The sequence below is a fragment of the Vibrio sp. GJ43-1 genome, assembly GCF_055808835.1.
Genome location: NZ_CM147884.1, coordinates 3,499,572 through 3,522,261 on the forward strand (window position 1 = coordinate 3,499,572; position 22,690 = coordinate 3,522,261).

General features: G+C 45.6%; 17 protein-coding genes and 7 pseudogenes. 13 read left to right on the top strand and 11 right to left on the bottom strand.

The window, feature by feature from the left end:
- Positions 1–81: 81 nt before the first annotated feature.
- Together AC0L66_RS16760 and AC0L66_RS16765 are read right to left on the bottom strand one after the other, a co-directional pair.
- Positions 82–507, bottom strand: a complete 426-nt coding sequence (locus AC0L66_RS16760) for a DUF805 domain-containing protein (protein ID WP_265674863.1) — start codon at positions 505–507, stop codon at positions 82–84.
- 14 nt (positions 508–521) lie between these two features.
- A complete protein-coding gene (locus tag AC0L66_RS16765) occupies positions 522–869 on the bottom strand; it encodes a 5-carboxymethyl-2-hydroxymuconate Delta-isomerase (RefSeq protein WP_250618693.1) in 348 nt (115 codons plus the stop codon).
- A 243-nt stretch (positions 870–1,112) separates the two neighbouring features.
- Here AC0L66_RS16765 and tpiA point away from each other — a divergent pair, with 243 nt between their 5' ends.
- A complete protein-coding gene (gene tpiA / locus AC0L66_RS16770) occupies positions 1,113–1,883 on the top strand; it encodes a triose-phosphate isomerase (protein WP_250618694.1) in 771 nt (256 codons plus the stop codon).
- Between the two features lie 158 nt (positions 1,884–2,041).
- Here tpiA and pfkA read toward each other — a convergent pair whose 3' ends face one another.
- From pfkA to AC0L66_RS16785, 3 genes are all read right to left on the bottom strand, one after another.
- Positions 2,042–3,004: a 6-phosphofructokinase gene (pfkA, locus tag AC0L66_RS16775; protein ID WP_473567969.1), complete on the bottom strand. Its 963-nt coding sequence runs from the start codon at positions 3,002–3,004 to the stop codon at positions 2,042–2,044.
- Positions 3,005–3,291: 287 nt separating this feature from the next.
- Entirely contained in the window at positions 3,292–4,200 is a 909-nt protein-coding gene (gene fieF, locus AC0L66_RS16780; RefSeq protein WP_265674861.1) for a CDF family cation-efflux transporter FieF, read from the bottom strand.
- Positions 4,201–4,334: 134 nt separating this feature from the next.
- Positions 4,335–4,838: a CpxP family protein gene (locus tag AC0L66_RS16785; protein ID WP_265674860.1), complete on the bottom strand. Its 504-nt coding sequence runs from the start codon at positions 4,836–4,838 to the stop codon at positions 4,335–4,337.
- Between the two features lie 183 nt (positions 4,839–5,021).
- Between AC0L66_RS16785 and AC0L66_RS16790 the strand changes: the two are divergent.
- From AC0L66_RS16790 to AC0L66_RS16805, 4 genes and pseudogenes are all read left to right on the top strand, one after another.
- Positions 5,022–5,707 (top strand): annotated as a pseudogene (locus AC0L66_RS16790) (response regulator).
- 2 nt (positions 5,708–5,709) lie between these two features.
- Positions 5,710–7,099 (top strand): annotated as a pseudogene (cpxA, locus tag AC0L66_RS16795) (envelope stress sensor histidine kinase CpxA).
- Positions 7,100–7,188: 89 nt separating this feature from the next.
- Positions 7,189–8,315 (top strand): annotated as a pseudogene (locus tag AC0L66_RS16800) (M14 family metallopeptidase).
- Positions 8,316–8,494: 179 nt separating this feature from the next.
- On the top strand, positions 8,495–8,971 hold the full coding sequence (locus tag AC0L66_RS16805; protein WP_473567970.1) for a tRNA (cytidine(34)-2'-O)-methyltransferase: 477 nt from the start codon (positions 8,495–8,497) through the stop codon (positions 8,969–8,971).
- A 116-nt stretch (positions 8,972–9,087) separates the two neighbouring features.
- Here AC0L66_RS16805 and rpmG read toward each other — a convergent pair whose 3' ends face one another.
- The 3 genes and pseudogenes from rpmG to radC form a co-directional block, all read right to left on the bottom strand.
- Positions 9,088–9,255, bottom strand: coding sequence for a 50S ribosomal protein L33 (rpmG, locus tag AC0L66_RS16810; protein WP_002535344.1), 168 nt, complete (start codon positions 9,253–9,255; stop codon positions 9,088–9,090).
- A 14-nt stretch (positions 9,256–9,269) separates the two neighbouring features.
- Positions 9,270–9,506 carry a 50S ribosomal protein L28 gene (gene rpmB / locus AC0L66_RS16815; RefSeq protein ID WP_076589033.1) on the bottom strand — a complete coding sequence of 79 codons (237 nt, stop codon included), beginning with the start codon at positions 9,504–9,506 and terminating at the stop codon, positions 9,270–9,272.
- 296 nt (positions 9,507–9,802) lie between these two features.
- A pseudogene (gene radC / locus AC0L66_RS16820) lies at positions 9,803–10,479 on the bottom strand (RadC family protein).
- Positions 10,480–10,715: 236 nt separating this feature from the next.
- On the opposite strand from radC, the pseudogene coaBC reads away from it, so the two are divergent.
- The 4 genes and pseudogenes from coaBC (at position 10,716) to lpxM (ending at position 14,657) form a co-directional block, all read left to right on the top strand.
- Positions 10,716–11,904 (top strand): annotated as a pseudogene (gene coaBC / locus AC0L66_RS16825) (bifunctional phosphopantothenoylcysteine decarboxylase/phosphopantothenate--cysteine ligase CoaBC).
- A 257-nt stretch (positions 11,905–12,161) separates the two neighbouring features.
- Complete coding sequence (gene slmA / locus AC0L66_RS16830; protein WP_250618704.1) at positions 12,162–12,752, top strand: nucleoid occlusion factor SlmA; 591 nt, start codon at positions 12,162–12,164, stop codon at positions 12,750–12,752.
- Positions 12,753–12,757: 5 nt separating this feature from the next.
- Complete coding sequence (lpxL, locus tag AC0L66_RS16835) at positions 12,758–13,699, top strand: LpxL/LpxP family Kdo(2)-lipid IV(A) lauroyl/palmitoleoyl acyltransferase (RefSeq protein ID WP_265674679.1); 942 nt, start codon at positions 12,758–12,760, stop codon at positions 13,697–13,699.
- Between the two features lie 7 nt (positions 13,700–13,706).
- A complete protein-coding gene (lpxM, locus tag AC0L66_RS16840; protein WP_265674677.1) occupies positions 13,707–14,657 on the top strand; it encodes a lauroyl-Kdo(2)-lipid IV(A) myristoyltransferase in 951 nt (316 codons plus the stop codon).
- Between the two features lie 104 nt (positions 14,658–14,761).
- Here the strand turns inward: lpxM and mutM are convergent, their stop codons facing one another.
- Genes mutM through AC0L66_RS16855 form a run of 3 tightly spaced genes read right to left on the bottom strand, consistent with a single transcriptional unit; the run spans position 14,762 to position 16,694 of the window.
- A complete protein-coding gene (gene mutM, locus AC0L66_RS16845; RefSeq protein WP_265674675.1) occupies positions 14,762–15,574 on the bottom strand; it encodes a bifunctional DNA-formamidopyrimidine glycosylase/DNA-(apurinic or apyrimidinic site) lyase in 813 nt (270 codons plus the stop codon).
- Positions 15,575–15,620: 46 nt separating this feature from the next.
- Entirely contained in the window at positions 15,621–16,169 is a 549-nt protein-coding gene (locus tag AC0L66_RS16850) for a hypothetical protein (protein WP_473567973.1), read from the bottom strand.
- Positions 16,170–16,175: 6 nt separating this feature from the next.
- On the bottom strand, positions 16,176–16,694 hold the full coding sequence (locus AC0L66_RS16855) for an FxsA family protein (protein WP_265674673.1): 519 nt from the start codon (positions 16,692–16,694) through the stop codon (positions 16,176–16,178).
- A 347-nt stretch (positions 16,695–17,041) separates the two neighbouring features.
- Between AC0L66_RS16855 and aspA the strand changes: the two are divergent.
- The 4 genes and pseudogenes from aspA to AC0L66_RS16875 all read left to right on the top strand — a co-directional run bounded on the left by aspA (position 17,042) and on the right by AC0L66_RS16875 (position 22,632).
- A pseudogene (gene aspA, locus AC0L66_RS16860) lies at positions 17,042–18,494 on the top strand (aspartate ammonia-lyase).
- A gap of 150 nt (positions 18,495–18,644) precedes the next feature.
- Positions 18,645–19,957, top strand: a pseudogene (locus AC0L66_RS16865) (anaerobic C4-dicarboxylate transporter).
- A 158-nt stretch (positions 19,958–20,115) separates the two neighbouring features.
- Positions 20,116–21,903, top strand: coding sequence for a protein-disulfide reductase DsbD (locus AC0L66_RS16870; RefSeq protein ID WP_473569291.1), 1,788 nt, complete (start codon positions 20,116–20,118; stop codon positions 21,901–21,903).
- A gap of 99 nt (positions 21,904–22,002) precedes the next feature.
- Positions 22,003–22,632: a response regulator transcription factor gene (locus AC0L66_RS16875; protein WP_265674668.1), complete on the top strand. Its 630-nt coding sequence runs from the start codon at positions 22,003–22,005 to the stop codon at positions 22,630–22,632.
- Positions 22,633–22,690 lie beyond the last annotated feature (58 nt).

The window sequence follows — 22,690 nt, forward strand, 5'->3', positions numbered from 1 at the left end:
AAAAGGAAGCGAATGCTTCCTTCTTAGTATTTAAAGAGTATGGGTAATTAAACTGTATGGGTATTTAAACCAGCGCGGTATTTAGACAGGATCTTTACCGAACTGGTTATCGCCCGACGTGCCTTTTAAGAATCCGCATTCAACTAAGATCCACAATCCACAGCCAATCGCCGCTAAAGAAATCATGTTTTGCAGTAATGAAGGTTGCGCTGCGGTAGCAGGATCTAGAGTGGGGAGACTTAAGCGCCCTATCACCAAAGGAATATTCAGTAACAACCACCAACTCGACTTATTACGGTCATGCCATCGCTTTGCGGTGATCAGCAAATCGGGGATCAAGATAACCAACAAGAATGCGGGTAACAAAATATGGATAGCCCCAGGCGCTAGCACGTTCATACCCTGTGCAAAGCCCACAATACTCAAATAATAACAAACGTTCCATACCCAAAACGTTTTGCGCCCAACTCGCCCTTGAGACGAAAATAGCAGTGATTTAAACGACATGACCTATTCTCACTTTACTGACTGATTTTTTGGAAACACGACTTATCCATATCCCGTATGTTCACCGTTAAGCTCTTCAAATGCCCAGCTTGTTGTTTAAGGACATCCATTAACTTCCTCGACAGCTCTCGCTTTTGCTCTTCCGTTCGCCCCGATAGGAGCTCGAAGCTAATATGTACAAAATCTTCACTGTCACCATGTTCTCCAATAAGCCAATTATGACAGCGTAGAGAGCGAGACTTAACTGAGTCCATTTCAAACAAGCCACAGTGTAGCGTAACTTGATGCAAGTCCTCCAGTAAGCCTTGTATATTCAAGCGCTGATCCGCTGTGTTTGAATATTCCATTACCAGATTTGGCATCATCTTTCCTTTGAATTGAGAACTAAGCGACAAGGTATAGCAAGCTAAAAGGAAAATTCCGAGAACTAATCTATTATTCTGTTTACCAAGTCACGATGATGGCCATACTCACTACGATTCATGAAAGCGAGAAAGTCATGACTCGAATCATGATCTACATGAATTAATCTGTTATATTCTTTCGTATTCACGTTTGTTTTTTACATTCGTACTTTTAAAAACATTGATTTTGGAGAAAATCTTATGCGTCAACCTGTAGTTATGGGTAACTGGAAACTCAATGGCAGCAAAGCAATGGTCACGGATCTGCTTACTGCACTTAATGCGGAACTTGAAGGCGTAACTGGCGTTGATGTAGCCGTTGCTCCACCAGCACTTTACGTTGACCTTGCAGAGCGTACGCTAACTGACGCGGGTAGCGCAATTATCCTTGGTGCTCAAAACACTGACGTGAACAACAGTGGTGCTTTCACTGGTGATATGTCTCCAGAAATGCTGAAAGATTTTGGCGCAACTCACATCATCATTGGCCACTCTGAGCGTCGTCAATACCACAACGAATCTGACGAGTTCATTGCTCAAAAATTCGCATTCCTAAAAGAAAATGGTCTAACACCTGTTTTCTGTATCGGTGAGTCTGAAGCTCAAAACGAAGCGGGTGAAACTGAAGCGGTATGTGCTCGTCAAATCGATGCTGTAATCAACAACTCAGGTGTTGAAGCGCTTAACGGTGCAATCATCGCGTACGAACCAATCTGGGCTATCGGTACAGGTAAAGCAGCAACAGCTGATGATGCTCAACGCATCCACGCTTCTATCCGTGCACACATCGCAGCAAAAAGCGAAGAAGTGGCGAAGAACGTTGTTATCCAATACGGCGGTTCTGTTAAGCCTGAAAATGCTGAAGCTTACTTTGCACAACCAGACATCGATGGTGCTCTAGTTGGCGGCGCAGCACTAGACGCGAAAAGCTTTGCAGCTATCGCGAAAGCGGCGGCAAAAGCAAAAGCGTAAGTTTGTTCTTCAATAGGTGAGCGTCATCGACATCACCTATTGATAGACATAAAAAAACCGCTGAGTAATCAGCGGTTTTTTTTGTGTCCAATCATTACTCTCCAACAGCATGTTCACACCAAAATTGAAGTGAACATGACTCTTTGGTGAGCTATCGATTAGAACAACTCTTCAGCAACCTTGTACAAATCATCGCGTACAGGGCGCTTCATGTTCTCGATCGCATCAATAATATCGTGATGAACAAGAATCTCTTTCTGGATCCCCACACAACGTCCACCATGACCTTCCATCAATAGGTGTACCGCGTAGTTACCCATGCGAGATGCGAGTACTCGGTCAAACGCTGTAGGACGACCGCCACGCTGAATATGACCAAGAACCGTTGCACGAGTCTCACGACCTGTCGCGTCTTCGATTTCTTTAGCAAGATCATTCGCGTCCATCATAAGCTCTGTTAGCGCGATAATGGCATGTTTCTTACCTTTGGCAATACCGTCTTTAATATTGCTAATCAGCTGCTCTTTATCAAGACCCGTTTCAGGTGTAATAATGTACTCACAGCCACCTGCAATAGCAGACATCAGAGTCAAATCACCACAGTGACGCCCCATGATTTCTACGATAGAGATGCGTTGGTGAGAAGACGATGTATCACGTAGACGGTCAATCGCGTCAATAACCGTGTTAAGTGCTGTCAGATAACCAATCGTGTAATCTGTACCCGCAATATCATTATCAATGGTGCCAGGTAGACCGATACATGGATAACCCATTTCAGTCAGTTTTTTCGCCCCCATGTAAGAGCCATCGCCACCAACAACCACTAGCGCTTCAATGCCGTGCTTCTTCAAGTTTTCAATCGCTTTTTCGCGAACTTCGACTTCTTTAAATTCTGGGAAACGTGCAGAACCTAGAAATGTACCGCCACGGTTAATAACATCAGAAACACTAGAGCGATCTAGTTTCTTAATGCGATCTTCATAAAGACCTAAATAACCGTCGTAAACACCGTATACTTCTACGCCTTCTGACAAAGCCGTACGAACCACACCGCGCACTGCAGCATTCATACCTGGTGCATCACCACCACTTGTCAAAACACCGATTTTCTTAATCATGCTCACCCTCGATTTAGCAATCTAATTTCAATTTAAGTATGGCGCACTTCGCGACATACGGAATTCTTATTGTTTTCGCTACGTTTACATGGCTTCCGCTACGTAAAATCGTCTTGTTCCCCAAAACATTGACGACGTAACTTTATTACTTATGTAAGAGTATTACAGTTTATAGGCTAAATTGTGTTGATTCACATCAGAATCGCACTTTTTTATCACGAGCCCTAACAATAAACAATCAATTTTCGTTATGCCACAACGGCAATCTATCACTCTTCAGCCCCACTCTACCAATCCGCTTCCAACTGCTGTTTTTCGTCTTTAATGACCACAGAATAAGGGTCCTGATGAATAAGGACATCCGCTTCGGGAAACGCAGACATCAATCTTTCTTCAACTTCATCGGCAATCCGATGCGCTTCGATCAATGGCATTAAATCATGTAATTCAAGATGTAACTGAATAAAACGAACGGGGCCTGACATACGCGTTCGTAGCTGATGGACACCCAACACCCCTTCTACCTCAGTACACACTTGTCGGATTTGTTGTAACTCTTCCTCGGGAAGCTGTCGGTCTAATAGCGATTGCACCGCCGTGTACGCCATTTTAAACGCACTAACCAAAATAAACACACCGATACCGATCGCAAACACAGAGTCAGCTTGACCAATACCATACCAGCTCAGGCCAAGTGCCAACATGATAGCGGCATTCATATAAATATCAGTTTGATAATGTAACGAATCAGCAGCGATGGCCTGACTGCCTGTTTTCTTAACCACGTAGCGCTGAAAAGCCACTAACCCAGATGTCACCACTAAAGCAAAGAGGCTGACATAAATACCTAACTCTGGCGAGCGAAGTTCGGTTGGCCTGAAAAAATGGTCAATCCCGTTAAGGATAAGGAAGCAAGCTGAACCGGAAATAAACATCGCTTGCGCCAACGCCGCGAGAGACTCCGCCTTACCGTGACCAAAAGTATGCTCTTTATCTGCGGGTTGAAGCGCATACCGCACGACAACTAAGTTGACGGCTGAGGCTGCTATATCCAATAAGGAATCAATCACGGAAGCTAACAAGCTCACGGAGCCTGTTGTCCACCACACGATAATTTTGGTAATCAATAGAAGGGTTGCAATGATGGTTGCAGCCCAGGCTGCCATTGTGACGAGTTTTGCGTAACTGTTTTTCATCTTCCGTGACGTTTTAGCTCAACATGACGCAAGTATACTTATTATTAGTGACAAAAATAGAAAAAGTGGCCAATTGGCCACTTTTAAAATATATCCACAGCGAAGCTAAGTGAAGTCCATTAGTAGAAATCGCGTTACTTTGCCGCTCTTGATTCCATTTTGCTTACGCACTTTTGCATGCGCTCTTGCTGTACTTCTTTAAGCTTAGCTTTTTGCTCTGGCGTCAAGATGCTGAGCATCTCATGTTGCTTTTCCATCATTTTAACGCGACGCTCGGTTTGCGTAGCGACCATTTCAGAAGCAAGTTCGTTGGCTGCGGCAGCATCAAACGTATCAGCAAGGACGACGTCTTGCATTTTTTGATGACGGGTCTGCATTTCTGAGGCTTTAGTCGCTGCATTCTCGCTGAATTTCGTCTTCATTTCTGACTTCATGGATTGACGCATCTCTTTCATTTGCTCTTTCTGCGCATCCGTCAAATCAAGCTGGCTAAACACTTTACGGTCAAAACCACCACACTGACCTTCACCACCTTTACCATGATGGCCGCCTTTGCCGCCATACGCTAAAGCACTCGCGGTTGCGAAAGTAAGGGGAAGGACCGCAGCTACAAGAACAAGTTTTTTTGCTAGTTTCATAATCAATACCTTTGTTTTTTGAAGATAGCTGCGTTTGCATCCGTTTGCTTTGCAGCGCTTGAGTATAGAATAGAACTTAGTACGTAAAGCAACGCATGTAGAGCGTAAAGAATCGTAAAGATAGATATTTACAATAATTAACGCATTATTATTACCACGCAGTTAGTTTTTAAGAGATGCCCCATGATGAATATTCTGATTATTGATGATGACACCGAACTCACAAGCCTGTTAAAAGACATATTAAGCTTTGAAGGGTTTCAGGTTAGTGAGGCCAATGACGGCTTAGCCGGATTGGAAGCGATGAACCACGACATCGATCTTGTATTAATGGACGTCATGATGCCGCGCCTCAATGGTATGGACACGTTGAAAAAACTACGAGAACAATGGCAGACACCTGAGTGCTAATGCTAACAGCGAAAGGCGAAGAGATAGATCGGGTGATTGGTCTGGAACTTGGTGCCGATGATTACCTTCCTAAACCTTTTAGCGATCGAGAGCTTTTGGCACGCATTAAGGCTATTTTGCGCCGAACACAATCCATCCAAGCAGAACCGAGCCGTGATTGCGTGCGCTTCGACGACATTGAGGTCTTCCCCGGCAAGCAAGAAGCCACATGCCAAGGCCAAGCAATAGAGCTCACTAGTACCGAATTTGCACTGCTGCATTACTTCGTTTTAAAGCCCGGTGAAACCCTGACAAAAGAGGCACTCAGTCTAGATGTCTTAGGAAAACGATTGTCCGCTTTTGACCGTGCGGTTGATATGCACGTCTCCAACTTAAGAAAGAAATTACCAGAAAAACAAGATGGTAAGCCTAGAATTAAAACACTGCGTGGCCGAGGCTACCTGTTTGTTAAGGAGTAACGATGAAGCTGCCTAATTTTACCAGTTTATATGGCCGTATTTTTGCCATTTTCTGGTTTACCATGTTGTTGGTACTTATCGCCGTTCTCTCATTACCTCACCTTGATCCTCGAGTCGCTCGAGAAGTTCAAGGGGAACATCTAGAACGGCTATACAAATTACGTGATAACCTCGAAAACCGCTTCGATGGCCAAAACAACCTAGGCAAAATCATCTATCGCTTTGATAAACCGCCCACGCGAACCAACAGCCACCGAAATACTAATGGCCCTCGGCTATTTCTCGCAGATATGGACGGTAATATTTTAAGCACTCAACGTCATGAAGACTTTAAAATAAAAGCGCTGAAGAATTTCATCACTTCGGTAGAATCACCACAAAAGCCAATGCAAAAGCTCTATGGTAAATATATGCTTGCTAAGCCCAGTGCCTGTCACTCTTGCCGAACAAAAGTTGCAATTATTCATTGGCTTAAAGTGGAACCAGCCACCACCCTTCCTACTACGAATGTTTGATAAGCCATTCCAACTACTGCTCGTTGTTATGGCGGTGAGTACACCATTATTACTGTGGCTGGCATGGGCACTGACACAACCAGCCAGACGCTTAGAGCGCGCGGCCAAACGGGTGGCGAAAGGGGAGTTCAAGCCAGATCCTAGCTTAGAAAAAGGCACTTCTGAATTTAAACAAGCCGGGACCAGCTTTAACCAAATGGTGGCAGCCGTAAACCAGATGATTTCAGGCCAGCAACGGTTATTGTCTGATATCTCTCATGAATTACGCTCTCCCTTAACTCGCCTACGCATGGCAACAGCCTTGGCTACTCGTAAACAGGGAGAAAGCTCGGAGCTTTCGAGAATAGATACTGAAGCACAACGTCTAGAACAAATGATTTGCGAGTTGCTCGAGCTTTCTAGAATGAATACCGACAGCCATATTGTTCGGGAAAATCAACCCGCAAGTAGCCTATGGGAAGCCATATTAGATGATGCGCAGTTTGAGGCTGAACAAATGAATAAAGCCCTGACGTTTTCTGCTATTCCAGAAGCCTACGTATGCGGAAACCCTAAACTGCTGATGAGCGCCATTGAGAATATTATTCGTAATGCGATTCGCTATGGCGACACCGTGATTAATGTCGATATTCAGCAACATACCGAGAGTCTGCTGATCACCGTTGAAGATGACGGACCTGGCGTTCCAGAAGATGAATTGAACGATATTTTTCGACCTTTCTATCGAGTCTCTACCGCGCGCGACCGCGACTCTGGGGGAACGGGACTTGGGTTAGCCATTACACAAAGCGCCATACTGCAACACAGCGGTCAAATCGAGGCTTCTCGCAGCGCATTAGGTGGGCTTAAAATGCGTGTAGAACTGCCTCTGGCCTAAAACAAAAATAGCAGCATCAAGCGATATAGATTCTGCTATCTTTGTGATAGCCTCGCCGATAGTGATTAGCCTAAAAGGTATCAGAACCAATGAAAATTTTTAGTAACTTCGATAGTGGCAACATATGTGTTGTCAATGCTGACCACAAAGATGACATTCAACTGCGCATCAACAATGACAACCAATCTGAATTCTATCAATGGTTTCACTTCCGCCTTGAAACGACACCAGAGCAGTCGCATACCGTTAAGCTGATTGATCTGGCTAAGTCTGCCTACCCTGAAGGCTGGAAAGGCTATGATGTGGTGGCGTCTTATGATCGCGAAGAGTGGTTTCGTATTCCCGCCGACTTTGATGGCGACACGCTCTCATTCAACGTCATTCCTGAGCATGGCTCTATTTATTTTGCTTATTTTGCTCCATACACCTATGACCGCCATCAAGATCTACTGCATATGGCGCAAAGTGCGCACCACTGCTCGCTAGAAACGCTTGGTCATACGTTAGACAATAACGACATGAGCCTGCTGACCTTTGGTGAACCAGAAGAAGGCAAAAAGAAAATCTGGGTCATTGCCCGTCAGCATCCTGGGGAAAGCATGGCGGAATGGTTCATCGAAGGGATGATCCAGCGCTTACTTGATGACAGTGATACTGTGAGCCGAGCGTTACTAGAAAAAGCCGTTCTGTATGTCGTCCCGAATATGAACCCAGATGGCAGTATTCGTGGACACCTAAGGACTAACGCAGCAGGGGTTAACCTCAACCGTGAGTGGCAAACCCCTTCAATGGAGCAGAGTCCAGAAGTCTTCTTGGTTCGTGAACGTATGCTAGAAACTGGCGTAGATATGTTCCTCGATATCCATGGTGACGAAGCCATCCCTTATAATTTTGCTGCTTAGGTTCTGAAGGTATCCCTAGCTACGACGCCGCGTTTGCCAAACTAGAGGCCACTTTCAAACAAGCATTATTAACGATAACACCGGAATTCCAAGATGACATCGGTTACGACAAAGACGAACCAGGCAAAGCGAACCTGACTGTCGGCTCTAATTGGGTAGCCGAGCAATTCCACTGCTTATCGTACACGATTGAAATGCCATTTAAGGACAACAATAGCTATCCTGACCCTCTTTATGGCTGGTCACCAGAGCGCAGCGTTATCTTTGGCCACGATATGCTTGCTGCAACCCTTGCAGTGAGCGACAAAATCTAACGACATGAATTAGAAAAGATATCGCCCTATGCTAAATGCACATCCATTGGTATAGGGCTTTCGGATTCCCTTCGCTACTTTGCTTATACCGCGAACTCGTCCACACTCCCCTTGAACACATTACCAACCACATAAGGTATACTCTCGCCATAATTTAGAAATTAGTGAGAAGTCACGTGATGTTTGATATCGCACTCTACGAGCCAGAAATCGCTCCCAATACCGTCAATATAATCCGCCTAAGTGCCAATTGTGGTGCTAATTTGCATCTCATCGAGCCGCTAGGGTTCGATCTTGAAGAGAAAAAAGTGAGACGTGCTGGACTGGACTACCATGACTTAGCCCGTGTAAAACGACACAAAGACTATGCAGCGTTCATTGCCTACTTAGATGAGCATAACCCGGGGCATCGCATCTTTGCCTGTACGACAAAAACGACGGGACATCATACCGATGCTAACTTTAAAAAAGGGGACGTGCTGTTATTTGGTCCAGAAACTCGCGGGTTGCCCGCAGATCTTATCGATAGCCTACCTATGGAACAGCGCATTCGCATCCCAATGATGCCTGATGCACGAAGCCTAAACTTATCCAATGCGGTAGCTATTATCGCTTACGAAGCATGGCGTCAGTTTGATTTTCAAGGTGCAAGCTAATTGCTGACACAAAGGTAACGACCACGCATTACGCTTGGTGTTGCCTTTCTTACACAGCAATAAAAAACCCAGCTAAAAGCTGGGTTTTCATTACATGACAAATTGAAACCAATCAATTACTTGATTTTAGCTTCTTTGTACATAACGTGCTGGCGAACAACTGGATCAAATTTCTTGATCTCAAATTTACCTGGCATGTTACGCTTGTTTTTGTCAGTAGTGTAGAAGTGACCAGTACCTGCAGAAGATACTAGACGAATTTTCTCACGAATGCCTTTAGCCATTTGCGTAATTCCTCTTAAACGTTCTCGCCACGGGCACGTACGTCAACAAGAACAGCATCGATGCCTTTCTTATCAATGATACGCATACCTTTAGCGGTTAGACGTAGTTTAACAAAGCGTTTTTCGCTTTCTACCCAGAAACGATGAGTTTGTAGGTTCGGCAGAAAACGACGCTTAGTAGCATTTCGTGCGTGTGAACGGTTGTTACCCGTTACAGGACGCTTACCAGTTACTTGGCATACTCGGGACATGAATGTCTCTCCAAATCGTTTCAGCTCGATATCAACCTTGGTGGCCGAACCTCAAATACAAGAGGCCTTACCATTATGGAATACCCATACAAGGCTATCAAAGGTCGCGCATTATACTAACTTGCAATGCATTGCTCAAGACCCGAACAGATCCTTTTTTAGGATTTGTTGATCTTTTTGCTGCGAGCTGGCGTTAGATGATACTTTTAGTGCGCGAATAATAGCAGAAAAATATCAAAACAAAAGACCCGTCTCACAGATATTACAATAAAAAGTTAATTTCATCGCCAATCTGGTCAAATCCAGCCTCTTTCCGCAAATGATACCACTTCCCCCTCTCCCACCACAAAATGGTCTAACACTCTAATATCCACTAAACCCAATGCATCAGATAATCTTCTTGTGATTCGCCGATCGGCTTGACTAGGCTCAGCAATGCCAGAAGGATGGTTATGGGCAAGTATCACCGCAGCAGCATTATGGGCAAGTGCACGTTTAACCACCTCCCTCGGATACACTGACGCGGCATTAATGGTCCCCTCAAACATCACTTCATCAGCAATGACGCGATGCTGATTATCCAAAAACAGCACGTAGAAGGCTTCCCGCTGGCGATCTCGAAGCATGGACGTCAAATAATGCTTGGTATGTTCAGCACTTTGCAACGCATCGCCGCGCTCTATCTGCTCTGACAGATACCGCTTGCTCATTTCCAATACCGCTTGCAATTGAACATACTTGGCAACGCCCAACCCTTTATGCTGACAAAAGTCTTCCGCAGACGATGAAAAGAGCGCCCGCAATGAACCAAAGCGCTTAATGAGTGAGTCAGATAACTGAATCACATTGGTGCCCTTAATGCTTAGGTTCGCAAAAAGATAGCAAGCAGTTCAGCATCGGTTAACGCTGAACTGCCCTGCTTAAGCAGCTTTTCTCTTGGAAGTGACTCCGGCGGCAACGATTTGAGCCCCATAACTGACACCTGTTTATTCTATAAATGAAGATGTCGGTTATTTCCTAATCATCGTTAGAAAGATAGTCCGGTAGGACCCAGACGCGAGATAAGCGCGATTTCGATGTAATAATGATGTTTCTTTATATTGAACAAGGAGTGAGAAATGCTTGAAAGTAGCGAGATTCGGACGCATTTGCTATCTTAGCCGCAGCTAAATTTAAGGAGCTAGTTATGCAAACGTTGGCGGGAAAAAAATACTACTTGGGATCAGTGGCGGTATCGCTGCTTATAAATGTGCCGAGCTGACTCGTCGACTCATTGAGCGAGGTGCTCAAGTTCAGGTAGTCATGACAAACGCAGCCAAAGAATTTATTACTCCGCTCACCATGCAAGCTGTCTCTGGTCGCCCTGTTTCTTATAGTTTGCTGGATCCAGCCGCCGAAGCATCAATGGGACATATTGAACTCGCAAAGTGGGCTGACTTAGTTTTATTAGCCCCTGCGACGGCCGATCTGATCGCCAGAATGTCTGCTGGCATGGGGAATGATTTACTGACGACTTTAGTCTTGGCGACTAACGCTCCGATTGCCGTCTCTCCAGCCATGAATCAACAGATGTATCTTAATGTCGCGACCCAAGAAAACATCGCGACACTTGCTCGTCGCAATATGATGATTTGGGGTCCTGCTGCGGGTGAACAAGCCTGTGGCGATGTGGGTCCAGGTCGCATGCTAGAACCAATGCAGCTCGTCGAGCAATGCGAGCAATTTTTTAGCCCTAAACCTTTAGCGGGTAAATCTGTTGTAATAACGGCAGGTCCAACCCGCGAAGCGATTGACCCCGTTCGCTATATTTCCAACCATAGCTCTGGAAAAATGGGATTCGCATTAGCCTCAGCCGCCCAGCAGCTCGGCGCAGACGTCACCCTTATTGCCGAGCCCCGTATCAATAACAACGCCACATGGTGTTAAGCGTATAAATGTGGTCAGTGCTGAAGACATGCACCAAGCCGCCATGGCACAAGCCACCAGCCACGATATCTTTATCGGTTGCGCTGCCGTTGCTGACTACCGACCTGTTGATATTGCCGCTCAGAAAATCAAGAAGACTGCCGATAATAATGATATGCAAATTACGATGGTGAAAAACCCTGATATCATCGCCGCCGTTGCCGCGTTATCAGTCTCTCGACCATTCACCGTTGGGTTTGCCGCAGAAACTCAAGATGTCGAAGCGTACGCGTTAGATAAGCTCAAACATAAGAATCTGGATATGATTTGTGCAAATGATGTATCTGTGGCAGGACAGGGCTTTAATAGCGACACAAATACGATTACCGTGTACTGGAATGGTGGTCAACACACGCTAGGCTGCGCAACCAAGCTCGCGCTCAGCCATAGCATTGTACTGACGATTGCCGATCAAATGTCGAGCACGAATTAGCAATACACGATTTAGAATAGTTAGCTTAGCAAGACACATTGAATCGAAAACCCATGCTGACCCCGTCGGTTTATGCCAGATGCGCGCGTGATTTCTGCAATCAGATAACGCTTGAGAATTGAACAGAGATTGTTACCTAGCTCAATCATTTAGCATCTAAACCTACGTGGATAAAATGACCTTAGGTACACTATTTCGTCTACTTAAGGTTTTTTGTGATCAATTGGCAAAGCTGTAATCAAAAAGGAATAGGATTTATGTCCGTTACGAGAAAGTCGAATAGAAAAGAGGAAATCCTGCAAGCTCTAGCTCAAATGCTAGAGTCAAACGAAGGAACCTCTCGCATCACTACCGCTAAACTTGCTAAGCAAGTAGGTGTGTCTGAAGCGGCGCTCTATCGTCATTTCCCAAGCAAGGCTCGTATGTTTGAGGGATTAATTGAGTTCATTGAAGAATCGCTCATGTCTCGCATTAACCGCATCCTAGACGAAGAAAAAGATACCCTTACCCGTATTCAACTCGTTTTACAGCTCATTTTGGTTTTTTCCGAGCGTAACCCAGGACTCAGCCGTATACTTTCCGGTCATGCCCTGATGTTTGAGAATGAACGATTACGCGATCGTATCAATCAGCTCTACGAAAGAATTGAGACATCTTTACGTCAAATCTTGCGTGAGCGCAAAATTCGCGAAGGAAAAAGCTTTCCTGTTGATGATAAGATTCTCGCCGCGCAATTACTTGGTCAAGTTGAAGGCAGCCTGAACCGATTCGTTCGCTCTGATTTTAAGTATTCACCAACAGCAACCTTTGATGAATATTGGGCACTCCTAAAATTGCAATTACAGTAACCCTTATGAAAATAGATAAGAAACCCGATTTCACTCTATCCTTATTGCACCCAAAACACTGGGGTGTCTGGTTCGGATTTGGTTTACTCGCCCTCATCGTCAATGTACTGCCCTACTCCTTACTCTTTAGGTTAGGTCGTGGTATCGGTAAATTTGGTATGAGATTTGGCGGCAAGCGCGCCGATATTGCGCGTCGTAACCTCGAGTTAGCCTTTCCAGATAAAACACAGCAAGAGATGGATGAGTTTATTGAAGAGAATTTCAAAAACTCCGGTATGGCGTTAATTGAAACGGGGATCACTTGGTTTTGGCCGACTTGGCGTTTTCAGCGCTTACTCGTCGTCAAGGACATCACGGCTCTTAAACAACATGAAGCGAATAATAAAGGGGTGCTGCTGTGCTGTGTGCACGCCCTTAATTTAGAAATTACCGCCCGCGCTTTTGCCGTTTTAGGGTTACCTGGCTATGGCGCTTATCGCCCACACAGCAACCCTGCCTATGAATTCATTCAGTATCGCGGACGAACACGAAACGGCAATCAACTGATTTACCGCACCGATTTGAAGAAAATGATCAAGGTTATGCGCCAAGGTCATCGTCTCTTTTATCTTCCAGACCAAGATTATGGTCACAATAAATCGGTATTTGTGCCTTTTTTCGCGGTGCAAGAAACTTGTACAACAACAGGTACCAGCATATTGGCTCACACCAGTCGCTGCGCCATTGTTCCGGGCTCTGGCTTTCGAAATTCCGATGGCAAGTATGAAATCATTGCAGGTCAATCTATCGAAGATCAATACCCCCGAAAAGACGATGTCGCCGCAGCAGCCTACATGAACCACTATGTTGAAGAGATTATCTTGCGAGCGCCAGAACAATGGTTATGGATGCACAAACGCTTTAAGTCTCTTCCCGATCATTCACTCACTAACTCTCGCTATCTATAGGGGTGCTATGAGCAACCAAAATAATACTGAGAAGCACCTCTATGACCCGCGTTTTCAATGGTCTTTCCTACACCCTAAACATTGGGGAACATGGTTAGGGGTCCTGCTCGCGGCGTTGTTGGCGTTTATTCCGGCTAAACCTCGCGACCGCTTCGCTCGCTACTTATCCACATTCATTGTTAAAAAGAACGGTCGAGTCATACGCCGTGCCCGTATTAACCTAGAGAAGTGCTTTCCAGAAAAGTCGCAGCAAGAAATCCAAGCGATTGTGGATGAAACCTTTGCCAAGGCAGCGCAATACTTATTGGGTTACTCTGAGTTCTTGGTGCGTTCGACTAAGCATAATCAAAGTCGTGGTGTGATGATCGGCGAAGAAAATTTACTGCCCCTTCTTGATGCCGGAGAAAACGTCATCATATTGGCACCACACGCGTGGGCCGTTGATTACCCTGCTGTCATGCTGGCTGCCCAAGGGCATAAAGTCACCACCATTATGAAGCCACAAAATAACCCTATTGGCGACTGGCTCATGCACGTACAGCGCATGCAGTATGGCGGAAGAATCTTTGCGCGTAGTGCTGGCGTTAAACCGTTCGTGCGTTCTATCAAGGATGGCTACATTGGCTATTGGCTGCCTGACGAAGACCATGGTCCTCAAAACTCGGTTTTTGTTCCTTTCTTTGCAACAGAGAAAGCGACGCTAAAAGGCTTTGGTAAAATGTCTCGGCTATCGCGAGCGAAAGTAGTGCCAGTATTACCCGCCTATAACGACAAAACCAGCCAGTATGAAGTTCACATCCTTCCGGCGATTGAAGGCTTCCCTACAGGTGATGAAGAATCAGATGCTCGCGCCATGAATAAGGCGATCGAAGATCTACTTAAAGAAAGGCCAGAGCAATACATGTGGAATTTGTATCTCCTGGAAACCCAAAGAGACGGTTCTAGGATCTACCAATAACAAAAAAGGGCTTGCCGTCATCAACGGTAAGCCCTTTTTTATTTGTCTCGTCTTATCAAATACTCATGCGTTCAAGTCCTCTCGGCACCCTATATCACACATCATCACTCTGGCTGACAGAGCTCACAATAGAAGGTGTTTCTCTGACCTATCTTTTGCTCTTTAATCTCCTCGCCACACCGCTTGCAAGGCTCACCAGCACGACCATAAACCAGTAACTCTTGAGCAAAGTACCCAGGCTTACCGTCTGTTTGGGAGAAATCTTTTAGAGTGGTACCACCTTGTGCAATGGCTTGGGCTAATATCGCTTTTATCTCTTTGACAAGTCGTTGCCAATCGGACATTTTCAAGCGATGAGTCGCCGTTAATGGATGGATACCCGCGCTAAACAAAGATTCACTGGCATAAATATTACCAACACCGACCACATTGGCATTGGTCATGATAAACGTCTTCACAGCCACACGCTTATTTTTAGCCCGCTCCATCATCCACTGCGCAGAAAAATCATCGGTTAGTGGCTCTGGTCCGCAATTGTCCAAAAGCTCATGAGACTCGCCAGGCGCGCACCATAACCATGCGCCAAAACGACGAGGATCGTTATAACGCATGACTTTACCATTGCTTAATACTAAATCGACGTGATCATGTTTTTCTGGAGATGGGGGATGAGCGAGTACTCGTAAGCTCCCCGACATCCCCAAATGAATAATGGCGCTACCTTTCGCGGTATCAATCAACAAATACTTGGCTCGACGGCGAATATTTAAAATCGCTTCACCATGTAACTGGTGAATATCCTCCGGGATCATCCAGCGCAACTGACGCTTGCGAACAACGATTTCTTGAATAGTTTGATTCAGTAGATGCGGACTAATACCAAGGCGGGAAACCTCTACTTCTGGCAACTCAGGCATAAATTCCTCTATTTATTTCTGTTGTTCGCTATTACGTCGCATGCTATTACTTCGCGTAAAGTGGTAGAAGATCACCTTCATCAAAGCTTACCGCGACCCATTCTTGCTGATACGTAGTCATTAACCAAAACTGATCCAGTCGATAAGCCGTAACTCGTTGTGGTTCCTCTGCTTCTTGATACCACACTTCAATGGTGACTGGGTTTTCAAGGGCAGGTTTCAGGCGCTGTAAAGTAGGCTCATCAACAACCGTGCCACGGATCCCTTGCCAGTTAAGTACCAACTGATTCGCCTGGTCATTAAAGCGCTCAGGGATAGCAAGCCACTGAGCTTGCTCCAGCGAGGATGACCCACCCTCTAAATAGAGCTGTAGCCCCGCCGCGTTTATTTCGATGACGCGATCGTTAGGATTTAAAATCATCCCTGGCAACCATTGCCCTTGAGAGGACTGCTCTTGAGAGGACGCCTGGGGTTGCGGCGAGATAAGGTACTGCTTAATAAGCGTTGGTGCCGCCATCACTCCCATAAAGAGAATAATGGCGATCATTAAAACGTTGTTCCAACGTCGCCGAGTCAGCTTAAAGCGAGTTAACATAAGCGGTCAGTTCAACTTGTTTCTATCGTTGTCATCTTTGCGTTCGAATTCACCTTCAAACGTATTGCTATCTTGCCCTTGACCATCAAATGGACCGCGCTGAAACGGATCGTGGGACTGAAAGCCACCTTGGGAACCGTGACCTTGATGGAAACCGCCTTGCATGGTGTTAACCACTACTTTGCTCATCAAGTATTTTGCAATGGCCGCACGAGGGGCGGGTAATAACACCAACATTCCCATCGCATCCGTCATGAAGCCTGGCGTCAGTAACAGCACACCAGACACAGCAAGCATAACGCCTTCCACGATTTGCTGGGCTGGCATCTCACCTTTCTGAAGGCGCGTTTGTACCGACATCAACGTTTGTAGCCCTTGGCTACGAACTAATGTCGCCCCAACAAAAGCCGTGATTAAAACTAAGCCAATGGTCGGCCATAGCCCTAAGAAGCCACCCACTTGAATAAACAAGCCAATTTCAATAATTGGCACACAAATAAAGAGTAATAATAATATCGGAAACACTGTGTCCTCCTTGGTTTGCTGTCAGTTTACGCCCACATTGAAGCAAACCACAAATAATTCGCTCACATTGCTTAGTATTGCCAAAGAAATAGTTTTACAAGGTATGTACCCAAGCGTAAGTAAATAATTATTTGATGCGCATCTCATCCCACATCAATCGATAAGATTTCTGCAATAATTAGGTTAAAAGGTGATCCAGCTACTATTTTTATGTGCCACTTTGAGTAATATGTTTCCTATAAATCAGGACGTAATAACCAGCCAATTATTCTGGCGAATGGATTCTTTAAAACAGATATGGCAAAGACCCTGTAATCTAAGCAGAACAATTATCTAAGGATCCAAGTATGGCTACTTCCACCCTCGCTCCAAACACAGCGGCTAAAGCCACTCGCATCGAAGAAGATCTATTAGGTCAACGTCATGTTCCAGCGGATGCTTATTACGGCATTCATACTCTACGCGCGATTGAAAACTTCAATATCTCCAATGCCACTATCTCTGATGTGCCTGATTTTGTGCGCGGCATGGTAATGACGAAAAAGGCAGCAACGCTGGCTAACCGTGAGCTAGGCGTCTTACCTAAAGATGTGGCGCAGTACATTATTCAAGCCTGTGATGTGATCTTAGAAAGCCGGTAAATGCATGGACCAATTCCCGTCGGATGTTTTCCAAGGTGGTGCGGGTACATCGGTTAACATGAACACTAATGAAGTGATTGCTAACGTTGCCCTTGAATTAATGGGCAAAGAAAAAGGCCAATACGAGTTCATTAACCCTAACGACCACGTAAACAAAAGTCAGTCAACCAACTGCGCCTACCCAACGGGCTTCCGTATCGCGGTCTTCAACAGCGTGAAAAAACTCATGGACTCAATCGAATACCTAAAAGGGGCATTCGAATCTAAGAGCCAAGAGTTCTCTGGTATCTTAAAAATGGGCCGTACTCAACTACAAGATGCTGTGCCGATGACGGTAGGCCAAGAGTTCCACGCCTGGGCGGTAACGCTTAACGAAGAAATTAAAAATCTTGACTATACCTCTAAGCTTTTGCTCGAGGTTAACCTGGGCGCAACCGCAATTGGTACTGGTCTTAACGCAGCACCGGGTTATCAGGAATTAGCCGTTAAGCACCTATCCAGCGTTACCGGACTTGAGTGTGTACCTGCAGAAGATTTGATTGAAGCAACGTCAGACTGTGGTGCCTACGTAATGACGCACAGCGCCCTAAAACGCTTAGCCGTTAAGCTATCTAAAATCTGTAATGACCTTCGCCTGCTCTCTTCTGGCCCTCGCTCAGGCTTAAACGAGTTAAACCTACCAGAGCTGCAGGCTGGTTCATCAATCATGCCAGCAAAAGTAAACCCAGTCGTTCCAGAGGTGGTAAACCAAGTGTGCTTTAAAGTCCTTGGTAATGACAATACCATTTCGTTTGCTGCTGAAGGTGGACAACTGCAACTCAACGTGATGGAACCAGTCATTGCACAGAGCATGTTTGAATCCTTAGAGATCCTAAAAAATGCCTGTGTAAACTTACGAGACAAGTGTGTTGATGGCATCACTGTGAATAAAGAAGTCTGTGAAAGTTATGTGTATAACTCAATTGGTATCGTAACGTATCTGAACCCTTACATCGGTCACCACGAGGGCGATATCGTCGGAAAAATCTGCGCAGAAACCGGTAAAAGTGTTAAAGAGGTGGTACTTGAGCGTGGTCTTCTATCAGAAGAAGAGCTTGATGATATTTTCTCGGTAGACAACCTGATGAAACCTCAGTATAAAGCCAAGCGCTACGAATAACGTTTACTTAAGGCTCCCTATCGGGGGCCTTTTTACTGGTTATTACGAACACATCGCATTCAACAATGCCGATTTAACGCAAAACAACCGTTCGCTTTCCGCCTATGCTTGTTGGGATTGATTAAGCGAACGATAACTCGAGGAATTACTATGGTTGCTATAGAACTCGCCGTCGTACTACTGTTCATTTATTTGGGCGCACGTATCGGCGGTATTGGTATTGGTTTAGCAGGGGGCGCTGGTGTCATCGCTCTTTCTCTCATTTTAGGTGTCCCTACAAGCCAATCATACATCCCCGTTGATGTTATCTTGATCATCATGTCTGTTATTACCGCAATCGCGGCGATGCAAGTGGTAGCAGCGGTATGGACTGGTTAGTACAAATTGCAGAAAACTTCTTACGAAAACACCCCGAGCGTATTACCTTTTACGCTCCCATCGTCACCTTCCTCATGACACTGCTCGCGGGTACGGGTCACACCGCTTTCTCTACATTGCCAGTTATCGCTGAGGTAGCAAAAGGCCAAGGTGTTCGTCCTTCTCGCCCGCTGTCAATTGCTGTTGTTGCGTCGCAAATCGCCATCACCGCTTCACCTATCTCTGCCGCAGTCGTAGCATTTGCCGCCATGCTGGCACCAATGGGCGTCGATTACCTAACCCTGCTCGCGGTTTGTATCCCAACAACGTTCATCGCCTGTATGGTCGGTGCGTTTGTTGCCAACTTCATGGGCAGTGAACTGAAAGATGATCCGGTTTATCAAGAGCGCCTTGCTCAAGGTCTGATTAAGCTCAACACGACCCAAAAGCGCGATATTCTGCCGACAGCAAAGACGGCTACCTATATTTTCTTAGCCGCCATCATATTTGTGGTTTGTTATGCCGCGGCTATCTCCGGCTCAGTAGGTTTGATTGAAAATCCAGCACTAGGTCGTAATGAAGCAATTATGACCATCATGTTGGCTGCCGCTGGCGCTATCACGTTATTTACTAAGATCGATGCTTCGCAAATTCCTGCGGCGGCGACATTCCGCTCCGGTATGACGGCGTGTGTTTGTGTGTTAGGTGTTGCGTGGTTAGGTTCAACATTCGTCAATGCCCATGTCGATGAAATTAAAGACTTTGCAGGGGCCTTATTACAAGACTACCCATGGATGCTAGCGCTAGTCTTATTCTTTGCTTCGATGCTGCTTTACTCTCAAGGTGCAACAACCGTCGCGTTGATGCCAGCAGCACTCGCGATTGGTGTTGCTCCACTTACCGCTGTGGCTTCTTTTGCTGCGGTGAGCGCACTATTTGTATTGCCAACCTACCCTACGCTGCTGGCTGCGGTAGAAATGGATGACACGGGCTCTACACGTATTGGTCAATACGTATTTAACCACCCGTTTTTCATCCCAGGTGTCGCAACGATTAGTACCGCTGTCGCGCTTGGGTTTGCTTTTGGTGGTCTACTCATCGGCTAAGCACTCCCGACATTACCTCCATTTAAAAGAGCAACGCATTACGTTGCTCTTTTTTTATCCTTGCTTGAAACAAAACTTCCTATCTGCCTGTCTTAGGTTAAGATAACTTTCAGTAATTTTCGATAACTCAAACGTGAACTCACAAGTAACGCCTTATGATAAGAATATTCGTTAAGCTCGTATTGCTCTCTCTTATGACCTTCTCATGGTCAAGCTTTGCACAATTTGGACAAGGTTCCGATTTAGCCTTTACACCTAAATCAAACAATACCTTTGTTCCGGTAGATGAGGCATTTCCACTTAATTATTATCAGCAAGGACAACGTGTTTTTATCGACTGGCAGGTCAAAGACGACTATTACCTATACCAAGATAGAATCCTGATCAGTGGTGATAACATCACTATTGGCACCATTGAAATGGAAGATGGCACGCCCTACCAAGATGAGTTTTTTGGCAAGGTTAACATTTACACTGAACCGCTATTTATTCAGGTACCGCTGGAATCATACCAACCCGATGGCAAACTGATTGTTCAATACCAAGGTTGTGCCAAAGCTGGCTTTTGTTACCCTCCGGAAACTCGTATCATTGATATTGCCCCATTTACTTTCGATGATGCTGCTACAGAAACAAACTCAACTCAAGTCATCAATAAGACACCCGCAGAGTCCGCAATATCTGCGCCAGCATTAGACAATGACCTAACCAGCAAACTCTCACAGGTCTGGTGGACGCCAGCGCTGTTTTTATTACTCGGTGTTGGGCTCGCGTTTACGCCCTGCGTGCTCCCTATGTATCCGATACTAACCAGTATTGTCTTAGGTGGAGGGAAACGTACTCAAAAACAAGCGCTCGGCCTTTCTTTTGTCTACGTTCAAGGCATGGCGCTTACTTATACCTTGCTTGGCTTAGTCGTCGCTTCGGCAGGCATGCAATTTCAAGCAGCGATGCAACACCCTTATGTCCTAATTGGTCTTAGTGTGCTCTTTATCGCGCTCGCACTCTCGATGTTCGGCCTGTATACCATACAATTACCATCGAAAGTTCAAACTTGGTTAAACGGCCTGAGTAATCAACAGCAGGGAGGCAATTTACTCGGTGTGTTCTTAATGGGCGCCATCTCAGGGCTCGTCTGCTCACCGTGCACAACCGCCCCTCTGTCGGGCGCTTTACTTTACGTCGCACAAAGTGGTGATCTTCTAATTGGTGGCGTCGCTCTCTATGCGCTGGCACTAGGAATGGGTATTCCGCTGATCGCAGCTGCCGTGTTTGGTAATAAACTGCTACCTAAAGCGGGCGGATGGATGGACCGCGTTAAAGTGTTGTTTGGGTTTGTCTTACTCGCTGCTCCGATTTTCTTACTTGAACGAATTCTACCGGAGCTGTGGGCAACCATACTATGGTCTAGTTTAGGTGTGATCGGCTTTGGCTGGCTATACCATCAGAAAAACTCGCTAACGTTTGGTGGTTGGAAGCAAAGCTTTATTGGCATTATTGCAATCCTTGGCCTCTTCGCCTCCGCTCAACCCGCCTTGCAATATTGGTTTGGTGACACGGTTCAGAATGAAGCACAAATTACCTTTACGCGCGTCAATAATATCAACGAGCTCAATCAAGCACTCGAACAAGCAAAACTAGCGGGCAAACCTGTCATGCTCGATTTCTATGCTGATTGGTGCGTCGCGTGTAAAGAGTTTGAAAAGTACACCTTCCACGATCCTGCCGTAGAGTCGGTATTAGATAACTTTGTGCTACTGCAAGCGGATGTCACCAAAAACCAACCCCAAGATATTGAACTGCTCAAAGCCATGAATGTTTTAGGGTTGCCGACCATTGAATTTTGGGACGCTCAAGGGCAAGCGCAACCCAATGCAAGGTTGACAGGGTTTGTGCCAGCTGAAGATTTCTTGCAACACTTGAGAAAAAACCAATTAACTCAGTAAAAAACTCGATTCTCATCAGAGTTTTGCATTGAGCTAATTGTTTGCTGGCGCAAGAGAATCAATAATAGTATTAACATTTTATTAAAAAGTTGAGATGACATGGAACCGACGTACACCATCATTATCGCTGACGATCATCCGCTGTTTAGAAATGCACTTTTCCAATCAGTGCATATGGCGATAAGTGGTGCCAACCTGCTAGAAGCGGATTCATTGTCTTCTCTACTTGGCTTACTTGAAAAAAGCGAAGAGCCGGATCTCATTTTACTCGACTTAAAAATGCCTGGCGCAAATGGCATGTCAGGGCTAATTCAGCTTAGAGCCGACCACCCGGACATCCCCATCGTGGTCATTTCAGCAAGCGAAGAAGCCAGTATCGTCTCGCAAGTAAAAATGCATGGGGCGTTTGGGTTCATCCCTAAATCAAGCGATATGAAAGTCCTCATCGGCGCTCTAAATCAAGTACTTGACGGTGAACCCTATTTTCCTATCGAGCTAATGTCTGATGACGCGACTTATAGTGACCTCGCAGAGAAAATTGCTACACTAACACCGCAACAATACAAGGTGTTGGGCATGCTGTCAGACGGTTTGCTTAATAAACAAATCGCCTATGATTTGAATGTTTCAGAGGCCACCATAAAAGCGCATATGACGGCAATTTTCAGAAAGCTTGGCGTAAAGAATCGAACCCAAGCCGTCATTTTACTCAATGAGGCGAGCGAATAAAAAAGCCCCGACCAATCATTATCGATTTGTCGGGGCCCTTTACACGTCATCCACCAGC